The 15723-nt window shown below is 64.4% G+C and carries 16 protein-coding genes; 9 read left to right on the top strand and 7 right to left on the bottom strand.

Going from position 1 to position 15723, the window contains the following annotated elements; translation table 11 throughout:
• The first annotated feature begins 46 nt into the window (after positions 1-46).
• The 9 genes from ACVOK8_RS00315 (at position 47) to ACVOK8_RS00275 (ending at position 8441) form a co-directional block, all read left to right on the top strand.
• Positions 47-1003: an acyl-CoA desaturase gene (locus ACVOK8_RS00315; RefSeq protein WP_481565056.1), complete on the top strand. Its 957-nt coding sequence runs from the start codon at positions 47-49 to the stop codon at positions 1001-1003.
• A gap of 1 nt (position 1004) precedes the next feature.
• A complete protein-coding gene (locus tag ACVOK8_RS00310) occupies positions 1005-2282 on the top strand; it encodes an NAD(P)/FAD-dependent oxidoreductase (protein ID WP_481565055.1) in 1278 nt (425 codons plus the stop codon).
• A complete protein-coding gene (locus ACVOK8_RS00305) occupies positions 2279-3046 on the top strand; it encodes a DUF1365 domain-containing protein (protein WP_481565054.1) in 768 nt (255 codons plus the stop codon). The genes ACVOK8_RS00310 and ACVOK8_RS00305 overlap by 4 nt, the downstream gene beginning before the upstream one ends.
• On the top strand, positions 3043-4302 hold the full coding sequence (locus ACVOK8_RS00300; RefSeq protein WP_481565053.1) for a class I SAM-dependent methyltransferase: 1260 nt from the start codon (positions 3043-3045) through the stop codon (positions 4300-4302). Before ACVOK8_RS00305 ends, ACVOK8_RS00300 begins: the two co-directional genes overlap by 4 nt.
• Before the next feature lies 1 nt (position 4303).
• Positions 4304-4852, top strand: coding sequence for a DUF2878 domain-containing protein (locus ACVOK8_RS00295; RefSeq protein WP_481565052.1), 549 nt, complete (start codon positions 4304-4306; stop codon positions 4850-4852).
• Positions 4849-5634 (top strand): DUF1295 domain-containing protein, encoded by a 786-nt coding sequence (locus tag ACVOK8_RS00290; protein WP_481565051.1) that lies wholly within the window; start codon positions 4849-4851, stop codon positions 5632-5634. Before ACVOK8_RS00295 ends, ACVOK8_RS00290 begins: the two co-directional genes overlap by 4 nt.
• Positions 5631-6707: a cyclopropane-fatty-acyl-phospholipid synthase family protein gene (locus ACVOK8_RS00285; RefSeq protein ID WP_481565050.1), complete on the top strand. Its 1077-nt coding sequence runs from the start codon at positions 5631-5633 to the stop codon at positions 6705-6707. The genes ACVOK8_RS00290 and ACVOK8_RS00285 overlap by 4 nt, the downstream gene beginning before the upstream one ends.
• Before the next feature lie 37 nt (positions 6708-6744).
• A complete protein-coding gene (locus tag ACVOK8_RS00280; RefSeq protein WP_481565145.1) occupies positions 6745-7254 on the top strand; it encodes a lipocalin family protein in 510 nt (169 codons plus the stop codon).
• Between the two features lie 191 nt (positions 7255-7445).
• Entirely contained in the window at positions 7446-8441 is a 996-nt protein-coding gene (locus ACVOK8_RS00275) for a DUF4434 domain-containing protein (RefSeq protein ID WP_481565049.1), read from the top strand.
• 3 nt (positions 8442-8444) lie between these two features.
• Here ACVOK8_RS00275 and ACVOK8_RS00270 read toward each other — a convergent pair whose 3' ends face one another.
• From ACVOK8_RS00270 to ACVOK8_RS00240, 7 genes are read right to left on the bottom strand one after another with little or no spacing between them, the layout of a single operon-like run.
• The gene (locus ACVOK8_RS00270; protein WP_481565048.1) at positions 8445-9578 is read right to left on the bottom strand and encodes an acyl-CoA dehydrogenase family protein; all 1134 of its coding nucleotides are present in this window, start codon (positions 9576-9578) and stop codon (positions 8445-8447) included.
• Positions 9579-9581: 3 nt separating this feature from the next.
• A complete protein-coding gene (locus tag ACVOK8_RS00265; RefSeq protein ID WP_481565047.1) occupies positions 9582-10268 on the bottom strand; it encodes an alginate O-acetyltransferase AlgF in 687 nt (228 codons plus the stop codon).
• On the bottom strand, positions 10265-11737 hold the full coding sequence (locus tag ACVOK8_RS00260; RefSeq protein WP_481565046.1) for an AMP-binding protein: 1473 nt from the start codon (positions 11735-11737) through the stop codon (positions 10265-10267). The genes ACVOK8_RS00265 and ACVOK8_RS00260 overlap by 4 nt, the downstream gene beginning before the upstream one ends.
• Before the next feature lie 23 nt (positions 11738-11760).
• Complete coding sequence (locus ACVOK8_RS00255) at positions 11761-11994, bottom strand: acyl carrier protein (RefSeq protein WP_481535231.1); 234 nt, start codon at positions 11992-11994, stop codon at positions 11761-11763.
• A gap of 15 nt (positions 11995-12009) precedes the next feature.
• The gene (locus ACVOK8_RS00250; RefSeq protein ID WP_481565045.1) at positions 12010-13590 is read right to left on the bottom strand and encodes an MBOAT family O-acyltransferase; all 1581 of its coding nucleotides are present in this window, start codon (positions 13588-13590) and stop codon (positions 12010-12012) included.
• Between the two features lie 13 nt (positions 13591-13603).
• Positions 13604-14728, bottom strand: coding sequence for an alginate O-acetyltransferase AlgX-related protein (locus tag ACVOK8_RS00245; RefSeq protein WP_481565044.1), 1125 nt, complete (start codon positions 14726-14728; stop codon positions 13604-13606).
• 4 nt (positions 14729-14732) lie between these two features.
• Positions 14733-15713, bottom strand: coding sequence for an alginate O-acetyltransferase AlgX-related protein (locus ACVOK8_RS00240; RefSeq protein ID WP_481565043.1), 981 nt, complete (start codon positions 15711-15713; stop codon positions 14733-14735).
• Between the last annotated feature and the right edge of the window lie 10 nt (positions 15714-15723).

Raw genomic sequence — 15723 nt, 5'->3', positions numbered from 1 at the left:
GCCGCGCTGCGTAGAGGGAGGTAGGAAACCTCTCGAGATCCGTTCCATGGCATCCGCAGCGCCCCTTCCCCGCCGACGTGTGGCCCTGCTGCGCACGCTCCAGCGTTGGTTCGACACCGCCAGCACTGGGGAAGCTGCTGGCGAGGTTCAGCGAGGCGATCGCATTGATTGGATGCGCGCTCTGCCCTTCGTCCTGCTGCACGTCGGCTGCCTGGGGGTGATCTGGGCAGGAGTGTCGTGGACGGCAGTTGGCGTCGCGCTGGCCTTGTATGCGGTGCGGATGTTCGCGATAACCGCCTTCTATCACCGCTATTTTTCCCATCGAACCTTCCAGACATCGCGCGCGGTGCAGTTCGTGTTCGCCCTTGTCGGCGCGTCCAGCGTGCAGCGCGGTCCGCTGTGGTGGGCCGCGCACCATCGGCATCACCATCGCCATGCCGACCAGCCGCTGGACCCACATTCCCCGCAGCAAAAAGGCTTCTGGCGCAGTCACGTCGGCTGGTTCCTCACCCGTGAGGCGTTCGCCACCGACCTGCAGCGCGTGCCGGATCTTGCCCATTTCCCGGAACTGCGCTGGCTGGACCGCTTCGACACCGTGGTCCCGCTGCTGCTCGCCGCAGCCCTGTATGCACTGGGTGCGCTGCTTGAACGCTGGGCACCGGGCCTGCAGACCTCGGGCATGCAATTGCTGGTATGGGGTTTCTTCATCTCCACGGTGGTTTTGTTCCACGCCACCGTCACCATCAACTCACTGGCCCACCGCTTCGGTCGCCGCCGCTTCGACACCCGCGACGACAGCCGCAACAACCTTTGGCTGGCGCTGCTCACCTTCGGCGAGGGCTGGCACAACAACCACCATTTCTTCCCCGGCACGGTGCGGCAGGGATTCCGCTGGTGGGAGATAGACCTGACCTGGTATGGCCTGCGGGTGATGGCGATGCTGGGCCTGGTCAAGGAGCTCAAGCCGATCCCGGCCTGGGTGCTGGCCAAGGCGAGGAACTGACATGCGCATCGCCGTCATTGGTTCGGGGATTGCCGGGCTGGCCAGCGCCTGGTGGCTGGATGGCGCGCATGAAGTCACCTTGTTCGAGGCCAATGACTACCTCGGCGGCCACACCCACACCCATGCGCTGCAGGTGGACGGGATACCGATGGCCGTGGATACAGGCTTCATCGTCTTCAACCCGCAGCACTACCCGCTGCTGAGCGCGCTGTTCGATGAGCTTGGGGTGGAATCGCAGCCGACCACGATGAGTTTTTCCATGCGCAGCGAGCGCAGTGGCGTGGAGTACAACGCGACCTCGCTCGATGGCCTGTTCTGCCAGCGTCGCAACCTGCTGTCGCCACGCTTCTGGGGCATGTTGCGTGACCTGCGCCGCTTCTACCGTGATGCCCCGGCGCTGCTGGATGGCGGCGCCGGCCCCACGCTGGGTGAGTACCTGCGCAGCCAGCGTTACGGCGAGGCATTCGTCGAGGAACACCTGCTGCCGATGGCATCGGCGCTGTGGTCTTCGCCGACCGCAACCGTGCGCGATTTCCCGGCGCGCTACCTGGTCCAGTTCATGGCCAACCACCAGATGCTGCAGGTCAGCGGGCGCCCGCAATGGCGCGTGGTGAAAGGCGGCTCGGCGCGCTATATCGACGCCCTGCGGGCACGCTGGCAGGTGCGCGAACGGCTTGAATGCGCGGTCTGGAAGGTTGAGCGCGAAGCGGACGGGGCGTGGGTCCACAGCGCCGCAGGCGTTGAAGGCTTCGATGAAGTGATCATGGCCTGCCACAGCGACCAGGCCTTGCGCCTGCTCGATGACGCGGACCCGCTTGAGCAGCAGATACTGGGCGCCATCAACTACCAGCACAACGACGTGGTGTTGCATACCGATGCTTCCCTGCTGCCACGCAGGCGCAAGGCGTGGGCGGCCTGGAACGCGCACGTGCCGGACGCAACCGACGCACCATGCACGGTCAGCTACTGCATGAACCTGCTGCAGGGACTTCCAGGCGATACGCCGCTGGTAGTGACACTGAACGACAGCGCTCGGATCGATCCGGCCAAGGTGCTGCGGCGCATGCGCTACGCACACCCGGTGCACGACCATGCCGCCGTGGCGGCACAACAGCGCTGGGCCGATATCCAGGGCCAGCGCCACACCTGGTTCGCCGGCGCGTACTGGGGCTGGGGCTTCCACGAAGATGGCATACGCAGTGCCCGTCGCGTGGTGGATGCGTTGACTGCGCGCAGGCCAAGCGCCTTCTGGCTGCCGCAGCCGGAGGCGACCGCATGACCAGCAGCGCGATCTACCTCGGCCATGTGGTGCATCGCCGCCATCTGCCGCATCCACATGCGTTCCGCTATCCGATCGCCCAGCTGCTGCTGGACCTGGACGAACTGGAGCAGGTCTTTGCCGGGCGCTGGCTGTGGTCGGTGAACCGTCGCAACCTGGCCGAGTTCCGCCGCAGCGACTATTTCGGCGATCCGGCGCGGCCGCTGGCCGATGCGGTGAGAGACCACGCTGCAACCGTGCTTGGCCATCGGCCGGCCGGACCGGTGCGCCTGCTTACCCATCTGCGCGTTGCCGGCCACGTGTTCAATCCGGTCAGCTTCTACTACTGCTACCGGGCCGATGGCGTCAACCTGGACTGCATCGTGGCGGACATCACCAACACGCCATGGAAAGAACGCCACGCCTATGTACTGCCCGCGGCAACCGCGCTCAGCAACGGCCGGGCGCTGCGCTGGCAGTTCGACAAGTGCTTCCATGTTTCGCCGTTCATGGCGATGGATTGCCGCTACGACTGGCGCCTCACCGCGCCCGATGACGACCTGCAGGTGCATATGCAGGTATGGCGCGAAGGCAAGCGCCAGTTCGACGCAACCCAGTCCATGCAGCGCCACCCGCTCAATGGCGCCGGTTTGGCGCGGGTGCTGGCCTGCTATCCGCTGATGACGCTGCAGGTGGTCGCCGCCATCCACTGGCAGGCACTGCGGCTGTGGCTCAAGCGCAACCCGGTCCATGACCATCCTTCCCTCGCCGAGAAAACGCGATGAACCAGATGACTTCCTCGGTGGCCCTGCCACAGCCCGGCGCACTGGATGCACTACTGCGGCGCCGGCTGCTGGCCGAACTCGCACCGTTGCGTGAGGGCTGTCTGCGTGTGCACGACGTGCTCGGCGAGGTGGTGCTCGGCGATGCTTCAGCGCAGCTGCAGGCCACTGTGACCATTGATGATCCCGCGTTCTATCGCAAGGTTGCCGCACAAGGCAGCGTCGGTGCTGGCGAGAGCTATATAAACGGCGACTGGCGTTGCGATGACCTGGTCACGCTGGTGCGCATCCTGGTGCGCAACCGCGACCTGCTCGATGGCATGGAACGCGGCCCCGCGCGTATTGGCGGCTGGCTGCTGCGTGGCTGGAACCGGCTGCGGCGCAACAGCCGCGAAGGCAGCCGCCGCAACATCGCCGCGCACTATGACCTCGGCAACGATTTCTTCGCGCTGTTCCTGTCGCCGGACCTGATGTATTCCTCCGCACTGTTTGCCGACGAAAACACATCGCTTGAGCAGGCCTCACAGCGCAAGCTCGACCGCATCTGCCAGCAACTGCAGTTGCAGGCCGGCGACCGCGTGATCGAGATCGGTACCGGCTGGGGTGGTTTCGCCCTGCACGCCGCACGGCACTACGGCTGCCATGTCACCACCACCACGATCTCGGCCGAACAGCACGCACTGGCCGTGCAACGCGTGCACGAGGCCGGGCTGCAGGACCGGATTACCCTGCTGATGCAGGACTACCGTGATCTTGAGGGCCAGTTCGACAAGCTGGTCTCGATCGAGATGATCGAGGCCATCGGTGCCGAATACCTGGACACCTACATGGCCACGCTGCAGCGCCTGCTCAAGCCCGATGGAGTTGCGCTGCTGCAGGCGATCACCATCGAGGACCATCGCTACGAACAGGCACGGCGCAGCGTGGACTACATCAAGCGCTTCGTGTTCCCCGGCAGCTTCATTCCCTCGATCGCAGCGATCCTGGCGGCGAAGACCCGCGCCAGCGACCTGCAGCTGGTGGCCCAGCACGACTTCGGCTACTCCTATGCCTTGACCCTGCACGCCTGGCGCCAGCGCTTCATGGCGCAGCTGCCTGCGGTGCACGCACAGGGCTTCGACGCGCGCTTCTGCAGGCTGTGGGAGTTCTATCTTGCCTACTGCGAGGGCGGCTTCCTGGAACGTTCGATCGGCGTCTCGCACCTGTTGCTGGCCCGGCCCGGCCATCAACCCGCCGCCAACGCCGGGCTGATCAGCTGACATGCGCCGGACCCTGCTCAACCTGCTCGGCAACCAACTGGTCTGGCTGTGCGCCGTGGCCGGCGCCGGACGAGGTTGGCAGTGGCCGGCGCTGCTGGCCTCCGTGCTCTACATCGTCAGCCAGCTCTACAGCGCCGCGCAGCCGCGGACCGAGCTGCGCCTGCTGCTGCTCGCACTGGTGTGCGTCTGGCTGGTCGATGGGCTTGCAGCGGCAAGCGGTCGTGTCGCCTACGCCGCTGCGCCGTTCGGCAGGGCGCCGCCGCCCTGGATCATGGCGCTGTGGGCCGCGTTCGCGATGACACTGACCTGCTCGATGGCCTTCCTGCAACGGCATTGGGCGCTGCCAGCAACGTTCGGCCTGCTGTTGGCGCCGCTGGCCTATCTATCCGCTGCACGCGGCTTTGACGCCGTGCATTTTGCCGCGCCCGCCTGGCATGGATTGCTGTTGCTTGGCATCGGCTGGAGCGTGGCGCTGACGCTGCTGGTCACGAACGCGCGCAGCTGGACCCGCAGTCCAACACAAGGGCAACCAACAGGTGCTTCAACATGAGCAATCTGGGCTGGGTACTGTTGTACGCCGTGGCGATCATGCTCTGGGGCTGGGCCTGGCAGCGCCGCCATCGCAATATCGGCATCGTCGATGTGCTCTGGGCCAAGGGCCTGGCTGCCGCTGCGCTGCTGCTCGCGTGGTTGGGCGACGGCGCAGCATTGCCGCGCATCAGCTTGGCCGTGCTCGGCGGATTGTGGGGAAGCCGGCTTGCCCTGCATCTATGGCAGCGCGTGCGACACGAGTCCGAAGATGGTCGCTACACGTATCTGCGCGAACATTGGCACAGCCATCAGGGCAAGATCTTCGGCTTCTTCATTGCACAGGCGTTGCTGATAGTTCTGTTCGCGCTGCCGTTCCTCGCGGTGGCCAGCAATCCGCGAACCGATGGCTACCTCTGGGTGAAGGCAGCAGGTTTGGTTTGGCTGCTGAGCGTGCTCGGCGAGTCCGTTGCCGACCGCCAGCTTGCGCGCTTCCGTGCCGTGCCAGCCAACAAAGGCCGCACCTGTCGGCAGGGTCTGTGGCGCTACTCGCGACATCCCAACTATTTCTTCGAATGGCTGCACTGGTTCACCTACGTGCTACTGGCCGTTGGCTCGCCACTATGGTGGCTGGCATGGACCGGCCCGGTGCTGATGTACCTGTTCCTGCGCTACCTGAGCGGCGTGCCGTTCACCGAGAAGCAGGCGCTACGCAGCCGCGGTGAAGACTACCTCGCATACCAGCGCAGCACGCCGATGTTCTTCCCCTGGTTTCCTCGCACCGCCAAGGAGCAATCACCATGAATGCAGCCACGCAACTGGATTCCGCCATCCATGCCGAGCCCGGCCTGACCGGGTGGGCCGAGCGCGGTTGGCTGCCGGATGCCGCACTGCGCTGGGGTATCCGCCGCCTGTGCGCACAGCGACTGGATGAGGAATCGGAGGAAGGCCTGCAAGCGCAATCGGAGCGGTTCGGCCGGCGCATCGCCGAGTTGTCCAGCAGCCCGCTCGCCCTGCATGTGGATGCTGCCAACCGCCAGCACTACGAAGTACCTGCTGCGTTCTTCCAGGCCTGCCTTGGCCACCGCTTGAAGTACAGCAGCTGCTACTACCATACCGGCACCGAGACCCTGGATCAGGCCGAGGACGCAATGCTGGAGCTGTACGGGCAACGCGCCGGGCTCGCCAATGGCCAGCACATCCTCGAGCTGGGTTGTGGCTGGGGCTCGCTGACCCTGTGGATGGCCGAACGCTATCCCGGCGCGCGCATCACCGCAGTCTCCAACTCACACAGCCAGCGCAAGCACATCCTCGCCCAGTGCAAGGCACGCGGCCTGGACAACGTCGAGGTGTTGACCATCGACGTCAACCAACTGCAGCTGCCTGCCGCCACGTTCGATCGCTGTGTCTCGGTGGAGATGTTCGAGCACATCCGCAACTACGAACGCCTGCTTGGCCGCATCTCGCGCTGGCTGAAGCCGGACGGCGCCTTGTTCGTGCATATCTTTGCCCATCGCACGCATATGTATCCGTTCGACACGATCGGCGAAGACAACTGGATGGGTCGCCATTTCTTCACCGGCGGGCTGATGCCGGCTGCCGATACCCTGCTGCATTTCCAGCGTGACATGCAGTTGCAGCAGCGCTGGCTGCTGGATGGCCGCCACTATCAACGCACCGCCAACCATTGGCTGCAACGCCAGGATGCCGCCCGCGAGCAGCTCATGCCGCTGCTGGCGCAGACCTACGGCAGTGATGCCGCGGCACGTATCTGGTGGCAGCGCTGGCGCATGTTCTGGATGGCCTGCGCGGAGCTGTTCGGTTACGACGACGGCCAGCAATGGCTGGTGGCGCACTACCTGTTCCGTCCCCGCTGAAAAGGACACGCGCATGCGAACCTTGCCGCTGCTGTCGATGCTGTCCATCGCCTTGTTCGGCGCTGGCTGCAGCAATCTGGATACGCGCCCGATCCCGCGCCCGGCATCGGTGGATGTTCCGCGCTTCATGGGCGATTGGTATGTGATCGCGCATATTCCGTCGCGGCCGGAACGCGAAGCCTTCGATGCGGTGGAAAGTTATGCACTGCGGCCCGACGGACGCATCCAGACCACCTTCACCTATCGCAAGGGCAGCTTCCAGGCGCCGCTGAAATCAATGCACCCCATCGGCAAGGTCGAAGCCGAAGGCAATGGCGCAGTCTGGGGCATGCAGTTCATCTGGCCGATCCAGGCCGAATACATCATCGCCTGGGTGGACCAGGATTACAGCCAGACCATCGTCGCCCGCAGCAAGCGCGACTATGTCTGGTACATGGCGCGCACCCCGCAGGTTTCGGCGGCGGATTACCAACGTGCGGTGGAGAGCATCAAGGCGATGGGCTACGATCTGAGCAAGCTGCGACGGGTGCCGCAGTCGGTCCGGTGATCAGCCGGAAGGCACTCCATCATGACTTGCCCAGGCCACACCCAGGAAGAGGCGCGGAGAACTCCAGCATCCGCAACTATTACCTGTTGAGCAACTAAAATCGCCCATGACGCCACAGCCCAGCTTGACCTTCTGGCAGAAACACTGAACTGTGTAGTCATGCTCCTTACCAGCTGGCAATCGTACGCACGATGATCGAAACCCCTTCATCCAAGCCGACCTCCCCGCGACGTCGCCGCTTGCTGCAAGCTGCCTTGCTGGCACCAACGATGGCAGCACTGGCCGGTCTGCCGGGCTGCTCGCTTCCGGAGCAGGTGGATGGCACATTCCTGCAGCCTTGGCTGGACCACACAAACTGGACAGCGGCGGACTGGCAACGGTCAATGAACCTTGCCCAGCGTGTGGGCTGTCGGCAACTGGTTGTGCAATGGAGCGGCATCCTCGGCGGCACCGAAGGTGATTGGCAGCTATCCGATTCCAACTTCGGCATGTTGTTCCGCGCAGCAGACCAGGCAGGTATCAACGTTCGTGTCGGCCTGCCATTCGAACAACGTTGGTGGCAGGCGATAGGTGGCGATGACGCGGCGCTGCGCGCCTTCTTTGAGGAAAGCCTGCAACGTGCAACTCAGTGGTTGCAGCAATCCGCACTGCCACGCCAACGCCGCTTCGCCGGCTGGTATCTACCCTATGAGCTGGAGCAATACCACTGGGCCGATGCGCAACGCCGGCAATCGCTGGCGGAGTGGCTGCAGGCAATGCAGCGGGCGGCAGTGGCGCGCGGCGGTGACTGCGCCATCTCCACCTACTACAGCAGGCTACCCACCGAGGGCAGCCTGGTCAGCCTTTGGGAAAGCGTGCTTGCCTCCACCACGTTGCGGCCGATGATCCAGGATGGCGTCGGCGTGGCCGGCGACGACGATCACCTGGCATTGGCGCCCTTGCTGGCATTGCTCAAGCAGCGCGGCATCGCTTTCGATGCCATCGTCGAGTTGTTCCACGAGTTGCCCACGGCGGGCGGCGACGGCACCCAGTTTCGTGGCGAGAGTGCCGACTTCGCACGCGTGAAGCAGCAGTTACAGTGGGCCCGCGATAGCGGTGCCGGCAATGTGCTGGTCTACGCGCTGGAGCCCTGGCTTACCCAGGACACACCGCAAGCCGAAGCACTGCGGCGTGCCTGGCGGCTGTAGCAATTACAGTGCGCGGCCGATGATCTCGCGCAGGATCTCGCTGCTGCCGCCGAAGATGCGCAGCGCACGCGCATCCGCCCAGGCCCGGCCGATGCCGTACTCGCTGCTGTAGCCGTAGCCACCGTGCAGCTGTAGCAACGCATCCAGCACCCGGCCCTGTATTTCCGTGGCATTGAGCTTGGCCATGGCCGCAGTGTTGGCATCCAGTGCGCCTTGCATCTGCTGGCCAAGGCAATGGTCCAGGAAGCTGCGCAGCATGGTCAGTTGCGAGGCCGCATCAGCCAGCACGAAGCGGGTGTTCTGGTGATCAACAAGCAGGCGGCCAAACACCTTGCGTTGACGCGCATATGCCAGCGTTTCATCGAGCATGCCTTCGGCCGAGGCCGCCGCACGCAGGGCAATGGCCAGGCGCTCGCCGGCGAGTTGCTCGCCCATGTACTCAAAGCCGCGTTGCTCCTCGCCGAGCAGGCAGTCCAGCGGCACCTGCACATCCTGGAAAAACAGCTCGGCGGTGTCCTGCGCGTGCTGCCCGATCTTGGCCATCGGCGGGCCCTTGCTGACACCAGGCAGACGCATGTCCACGCAGAACAATGTCAGTCCACGCGCCCCCAGCTCCGGCGCAACCGTGGCAGCCACCACCACCACATCGGCATTGACGCCATTGGTGATGAAGGTCTTTTGCCCATTGAGCAGGTAGTGGTCACCGCGCAACTCAGCACGGCTGCGGATCGCCTTGAGATCACTGCCGGCGCCGGGCTCGGTCATTGCGATGGCGCCGATGGCGGTGCCGCGGCTCATGGCCGGCAACCAGGTGTCACGCAGCTGTTGGCTGCCGTACTGCAGCAGATACGGCGCCACCATGTCCGAATGGATGGAGAAGCCAATCCCAAGGCAGTTGGCGCGTGCCAGTTCTTCGATCACACAGGCGGCGTGGCCAACGTCGCCGCCCATACCGTATGGCTCAGGCAACTGGCAGTTGAGCAGGCCCGCATCGCCGGCCGCGCGCCACAGCGCACGCGGGGTGATGCCGTCTTGCTCCCAACGCGCGTAGTGCGGCAGGATTTGTTCAGCGATGAAACGCCGGACCTGCTCGCGAAACAAGGCGTGGTCTTCACCAAAGATGCTACGCACCAGCATGGTTCAGCGACCTACTGCATCAGTGCTGCTGGGTTGCCCCTGCAATACCGGCGCGCTGGCGCTGCCAGTCAGGAACAGGCTGTAGCGGTCACCCGGCTGCAGACGCGGCAACTCAAACGCGACGCTGTCCTTGCCGCCGCAGCCGGCAACCAAACGTGCCTTGACTGGATTGATGGCACGGGCAACGCCGTTGCCTGCAGGCACCGCGCTGAACACCACCGGGCCGTTGTCGGCCATCGCCAGCCTGGCCTGCGGGCAACTACTTGCGAGGTTGTAGAAACGGATCTCCGCTTTCAGTGCATCGGTGCTGCCACCGCCATCGGCAATCACCCGCAGCGGGCGGGTCACGCCGGCCGGGTCCAGTACCAGCGTGGTGAAGCTGCCCGCCGCCACCGCGGGCTGCGTGCGCGCCTGGCCCGCTACGCGCACGGTGAACGGCTTGCCACCTTCAACAATGGCATAGCGCGTGGCGCGGCTGGCTGGGCCCACCTGCTGTGCGGCGCCATTGCCCGGGGCTACCACCAGCGTGGCAGCGCCGGGATTGACCACACGCACAAAGGCCGAACCGGCCGGCGGCCGAGCGGCGTACAGCTGGGCCAGGCGGCCTTCACCGGCGGCATGCTGCGCACTGGCAAACAGCGGCGACAGTGACAAGGCTGCGGCCATCATCCATTTAGGGGACATCATCATTTCGGCTCCTGCGTGCGCAGCGTACGCGCCAATGCATAGCGCTGCTCCAATTGTTTGCGGTCAACCTTGTTGCTGACCGTGGATGGAAAACTGTCCACTGCCAGTAGTTCGGACGGAATCATGTAGGCCGGCACCCGCTCAGCGAGCTGTGCCTTCCAATCCTGCAACGCCGGCGGCAACGGCTGCACCGCTCCCTCGCCTGGCGTTGCCAGTTCGACAAACCCCACCATCCGCACCAACGTACCGTCTGGACGGCGCATCGCCACGGTGGCGCCAGCAATGACACCAGGCAAGGTGGACAACACCGCATCGACTTCGGCAAGTTCAATGCGGTAACCATTGAGCTTGATCTGGTCGTCCTTGCGGCCGCGGAAATACACCCGCCCCTGCGCGTCCATGTCACCCAGGTCACCGCTGCGGTAAGCGCGCTTGCCGTGATGTTCGAACAACACCCCGGCATCCAGATCGGGGCGCTCCAGGTAGCCGCGCATCACATGGTCCCCGGCCATGCAGATTTCACCATCGTCAATGAACACTTCCGCATATGGCTTGGCCACACCAATCGGGAATGGATTGGGGGCAGCAGCGCGCAATGCCGCATCGATCTCCACCCAGGTGGTCGAACAGGTTGCCTCGGTCGGGCCATAGGAGTTGATGATCCGTACCTGCGGAAAGCGCGCCCACAGTTCTTCGGCAACGCGTGGCGTGAGCGACTCGGCACCGAACACGAACATGCTCAGCGCTGGCAGATGCTCGGCATTGAACTGTGGGTTGAGCATCTGCTGGCGCACGAACGACGGTGTGGATGCCCATACCGCCACCTGCGCATCACCCAGGTGCTCGATGAACTGGTTGCTGTCGGCAATGACCTCACGCGGACACAGTACGCAGCTGCCTCCCAGACCGAGCGCGCCGCACAGGTCGAACAGCGAGAAATCAAAGCTGAAAAGCATCTGATTCATGAACGCCGGCGCTGGCGCCAACCCCAGGCAATCACGGATCCAACCGGTGAACAGCGCGACGCTGTCACGGCCGATCTGCACACCCTTGGGATCGCCAGTGCTGCCGGAGGTGAACATGATGTAGGCCAGATCGCGCTCGGCCAGCGGCTTTGGCTGCGCCACGCCAGGCACAAAAGCATCGGCAGCAGCGTCGTACACCGCCTGCGCGTGCACCAGCCGGGTGATCTTGTGCAGGCGCGCCTCCGGGTTGATGGTATCCACCGGCACATAGGTCACGCCCATGCGCAGGCAACCCAGCATTGCCACCACAAAGGCCGCCTGTTTGTGACCGCTGATCACCAGCGCATGGCCGGCACTGACGCCGGCGGCCTGTGCGCGCGCCATCCAGGCGTCGGTGGCGGCTTGCAGGCTGCCCCAGTCCATCACCCCGGCACTGCTGTACAGCGCCGGCGCGGCAACAGCCACGTCAGCTTCAACGAACCGGCAATGCTCGAAATCAAAACGCATGGCTGCCGCTCCCGGGCCGGTAATCAGGCGTTGCGGCGCGAGGCCACGTAGTCGGCCAGCACCTGCACCGATTCGACCAGCGTATCGATCTCATCCACCGGCAAGGTCACGCCGAGACGGTCTTTCACTTCCACCATCAGCTGCACCTTGGACATCGAGTCGAACAACGACTCCATGTACTCGTCAGCCTGCACGCGTACGCCGATGACGGCCTCCACGGTGTCGATCAATTGGCCCTGCAGTGCTTGCATGTCCATCGTGTTGCTCCTTGTCTAGAACTGGAAATAAAGGAAACGGCTTTCTTTGTGCAGGTTGAGCAGGCACAGCGCGAGCAGGCACAGCATCACCAGCAGCCATTGGAAATTGGGTTGCCAACGCATCCACGTGCGCGGCGCCGGATCAGGTTTGGCAAGCGCCGGCGAATACACGCCCATGATCTGGTGCGCGTTGGGTGCCAGCCACACGATGGCCAACAGCACCGCAACGTACAGCAACTGCACATGATGACCGGCCAGCAGGCGCCATCCATCGGCCACGCCCATACCGGCGAGGTATGTCAGGCTCTCCATGCTTTCCCAGCCACGCACGCCGGCCATGCCCTGCACCAGCTGCCACGCCTGGGCCACGCCATCGGCACGGAAGAACGCCTGCGCCACCAGCACTGCGGCGAAGGTCAACAGCAGGTAGCCCAGGTGCTGCAGCCAATTGCTTTTGCGTTGAGCCGCGGCCATGGGACCGCCACGGAAAATGCGCCAGGCGTGGTTGATGGCCAGATAACCTGCATGCAACAGGCCGAAGATCAGGAACTGCAGGCCGGCGCCATGCCAGATACCCGCCAGCCCCATCGCAAAAACGGTGGGCAATACGATCAATGAGGCAAAACCGCCGGCCGTTGCCACTGCACCGGGACCATTGGGACGACCATGGCGACTGCGCCAACGCGTCACCGCCATCGCCACCGGGTAGTACAGGTAGGCAGTGATGTAACGGGTCAAGGTGATATGCCAGCGCGCCCAGAAATCAATGATGCTGGTCGCCTTGTACGGTGAGTTGAAATTCAGTGGGAAGCGGATGCCGAACATCCGCGCCAGGCCCAACGCCATGTCCGAGTAACCGGAGAAATCGAAATACAGCTGCAGCGCGTAGCTGGTTGCGGTGGCCCACGCACCCCAGAACTGCAGCTCACCGGTACTGGCGAAGCCGGCATCGGCATACGGCGCGATGCTGTCGGCCAACAACACTTTCTTGGCCAGGCCGATCACGAACAGCATGCCGCCCACCGACAGGTTGTCGGCCTTGAAACGGTAGGTTTCCGGCTTGCTGAACTGCGGCATCATCTCCTTGTGATGCAGGATCGGGCCGGCAATCAGATGCGGAAAGAACGTCACGAACAGCACGTAGCTCAGCGGGCTGCGGTCGTTGACCACGCCGGCGCGGCAGTCCAGCAAGTAACCGATCTGGGTGAAGGTGAAGAAGGAAATACCCAGTGGCAGAATCAGTGCGTCCATCGGCCCGACCGCAAAACCCAGGTCATGGACAAAGGTCACCATCGCTGCGGCGTACTTGTAGTGCACCAGCAACACCAAGTCCGCCGCGATGCCCAGACCGGTCACCAGCGTCTGCATGCGCGGGCGTTTGGCCAACCCCAGAATGGCTAGGCTGACCAGGTAATTGAACAGGATCGAGGCCGACAGCAGCACCACGAACTGGGGGTTCCACCAGCCATAGAACAGCAACGAGGCCACGCACAGCCACAGCGCCGCCAACCGAGGCCGCAACGCGCCCAACAGGTAGTGCACGCCGAGCGCGATGGGCAGGAAAATCAGCAGAAACAGGAAAGAGTTGAACAGCATCGTCGTCAGGCGCTCAGTCGATATCGGCCAATGCCGCCTGCTCGCCGTCGGTCAACGGCAAAGACAGCGCCATCTCGGAAAATTCCCAGATCACCAGTTTCAGGCTCGGCGGCCATTGCGCTCGCTGCGGCCATGCGGCCAGCAGCGCCCCGGAAAACTGGCCGCCATCCAGGCTCTGGTTCCACACCTCACGCCCCATCGCCTTGCCAAGACGCTCGGCGAACAGGCTGCGGCGACCATTGGAACTGCCCAGCAGCAGCACCTCCACCGGTGGGGTGTCATCCAGTAGTCCGCCGCCACGCAGCGGGGCGATCACCTGTTCCGGCTCCATGTCCAGCGCAGGTCGCCATGCCGGCGGCGCATGTTCCAGACCGGCCAGTACGATCAGGTCGCCCATGCGCGGCTGCGGTGCACCCAGCGGGCCCACCTCGAACGCCTGTGTACCTGTGCCGCCAAGCAACGGCAGCGCCTGCGCAGCGACCGCGTCGGCCGCACGTTGTGCGCCGGTGCGATTCATATGCACGTCAGTCGAAAAAAACAACGGTGCGTTGCCGGCTTGCAGCGCTGGCAACAGATCCACGCTGCCAGCGCCAACGGCGTGCAAGGCCTGCTGCCAGCGGCCGTAGCGCTCACGCATCGGTGCCGAGTGGCGCAGACCACAGGCATGCGCCTGTTCGACCCGCGACTTGTCCGGCACCACCGTCACCAGCAGTTGCACGCCTTGCGCCTGCAGTTGCTGCGACCAATGCTGCATCAGCTTGATACGTTGCTCGAACACCTCGCTGCCGACGCCGGGTTGCGGACGCAGGCCATCGCGATAGAACAACCAGCCCGGACAGCCCAGCGCTACCTGCGCCCCGGTGTCGCCCAGCAGGCGATAACGCAAGGCGGCATTCCAGGTATCGGCGCTGCCCTGCATCGGCAGTTTCAACGCGTCGTTGATGACCTTGCCCGCCGCGCCGTCCGTCCACTGCGACGGCGTGAGTTTGTCCGCCGGCAGCTGCGCCTTGGCCAACATCCATACACCCGCGCAGAAACCTCCAAGCAGCAGCGTAAACACCACCCAGGAGGTGGCACGGTGCACGCGCGCAGGAACTGCGGCCGGCAATGGCGCCGGCGCACCAGGACGAGTACTCATCGAATCAATGCCCCAACGCCTTGTGCAGGCGCTGCTGCCACTGTGCAGCGGTCATGATCGATGCGTTGTCCCACTGCCCCTGCGCGGCCGGGCCGAAGCCGTATACCGGCTCGAACATCTGCCACACCAGTACCTGCGGCGGGTTGTCACGGAACTCGGCCGATTCCAGGTACTCCAGCAACACCACCCACGGCCCGACGTTGCCGGACTTCCAGTTCACCGTCACCGGCCGGTCGATGGCATTGGACAGCTTCTGCGGGAAACCAAAGTACGCCTGCACCATGCTGTGGCCGGTGACATGCACCGGTGCCTTGTCGTCGTCCAGCAACGACTGGCCTTCGGCTGCGCGCCGCACCACGAAGGTGTCGCGGCCAACTGCCGCGCGTTGCGCAGGGTCCAGGAACAGCTCGGCCAGGTCGCCATAGCGGCGCTCACGTGTTTCGCTGCCCAGCGGCATGCCGGTGCCTGGCGTACCGGCCAGGTTCGGCACTTTCTGTTTGATGCGCGCGGCAATGGCGTCGGCGACGGCGTCGGCCGCCGGTTGGGTCCAGTGCTGATCACTGCGATAGAACACGTCCTTGCCGGTGGCGCGGGTATCGGCCAATACCTTGCGTGCATCCAGCGTATCCACACCGGCCGCCTGCAATGCGTTGCGGATGGTGTCGTAGCGCTTGGCCACCGAATCACTGACCACCCGGCCCTCGGGCAGCCGATCTTCATAGAAGGTGACCTTGTCCGGCAGCACCAGCACTTCCAACTGCACACCGCGGGCCGCCAATGCCTGCTTGGCGTCGGCAATCAGCGCGGTCGAAGACTGCACTGCAGCTTCATCCACCTCGCTCAAGCTGCCCCACGCCGGGAACAACCAACCTTCCTTGCCGACGATCACCACGTCCGACTGCTGCGCCTGCAACGGCGCGGCCAGCGTCGCCGCAACCAGCGCCATCGCGACGGCGGCACGCATCACCCATCCTGTTTTTTTCATACCCATGTTT

The sequence above is a fragment of the Stenotrophomonas sp. STEN083 genome (assembly GCF_056759195.1).
The sequence above is the reverse complement of the archived record's forward strand: the minus strand, read 5'-3'. Positions and strand labels throughout refer to the sequence as shown.

Bases quoted from the DNA above. Each gene is read 5' to 3' on its own strand.
- ACVOK8_RS00265 (WP_481565047.1), bottom strand. From the start codon at position 10,268: ATGATGATGTCCCCTAAATGGATGATGGCCGCAGCCTTGTCACTGTCG.
- ACVOK8_RS00295 (WP_481565052.1), top strand. From the start codon at position 4,304: ATGCGCCGGACCCTGCTCAACCTGCTCGGCAACCAACTGGTCTGGCTG.
- ACVOK8_RS00305 (WP_481565054.1), top strand. From the start codon at position 2,279: ATGACCAGCAGCGCGATCTACCTCGGCCATGTGGTGCATCGCCGCCAT.
- ACVOK8_RS00280 (WP_481565145.1), top strand. From the start codon at position 6,745: ATGCTGTCCATCGCCTTGTTCGGCGCTGGCTGCAGCAATCTGGATACG.
- ACVOK8_RS00255 (WP_481535231.1), bottom strand. From the start codon at position 11,994: ATGGACATGCAAGCACTGCAGGGCCAATTGATCGACACCGTGGAGGCC.
- ACVOK8_RS00240 (WP_481565043.1), bottom strand. From the start codon at position 15,713: ATGAAAAAAACAGGATGGGTGATGCGTGCCGCCGTCGCGATGGCGCTG.
- ACVOK8_RS00300 (WP_481565053.1), top strand. From the start codon at position 3,043: ATGAACCAGATGACTTCCTCGGTGGCCCTGCCACAGCCCGGCGCACTG.
- ACVOK8_RS00275 (WP_481565049.1), top strand. From the start codon at position 7,446: ATGATCGAAACCCCTTCATCCAAGCCGACCTCCCCGCGACGTCGCCGC.
- ACVOK8_RS00285 (WP_481565050.1), top strand. From the start codon at position 5,631: ATGAATGCAGCCACGCAACTGGATTCCGCCATCCATGCCGAGCCCGGC.
- ACVOK8_RS00310 (WP_481565055.1), top strand. From the start codon at position 1,005: ATGCGCATCGCCGTCATTGGTTCGGGGATTGCCGGGCTGGCCAGCGCC.
- ACVOK8_RS00315 (WP_481565056.1), top strand. From the start codon at position 47: ATGGCATCCGCAGCGCCCCTTCCCCGCCGACGTGTGGCCCTGCTGCGC.
- ACVOK8_RS00260 (WP_481565046.1), bottom strand. From the start codon at position 11,737: ATGCGTTTTGATTTCGAGCATTGCCGGTTCGTTGAAGCTGACGTGGCT.
- ACVOK8_RS00245 (WP_481565044.1), bottom strand. From the start codon at position 14,728: ATGAGTACTCGTCCTGGTGCGCCGGCGCCATTGCCGGCCGCAGTTCCT.
- ACVOK8_RS00290 (WP_481565051.1), top strand. From the start codon at position 4,849: ATGAGCAATCTGGGCTGGGTACTGTTGTACGCCGTGGCGATCATGCTC.
- ACVOK8_RS00250 (WP_481565045.1), bottom strand. From the start codon at position 13,590: ATGCTGTTCAACTCTTTCCTGTTTCTGCTGATTTTCCTGCCCATCGCG.
- ACVOK8_RS00270 (WP_481565048.1), bottom strand. From the start codon at position 9,578: ATGCTGGTGCGTAGCATCTTTGGTGAAGACCACGCCTTGTTTCGCGAG.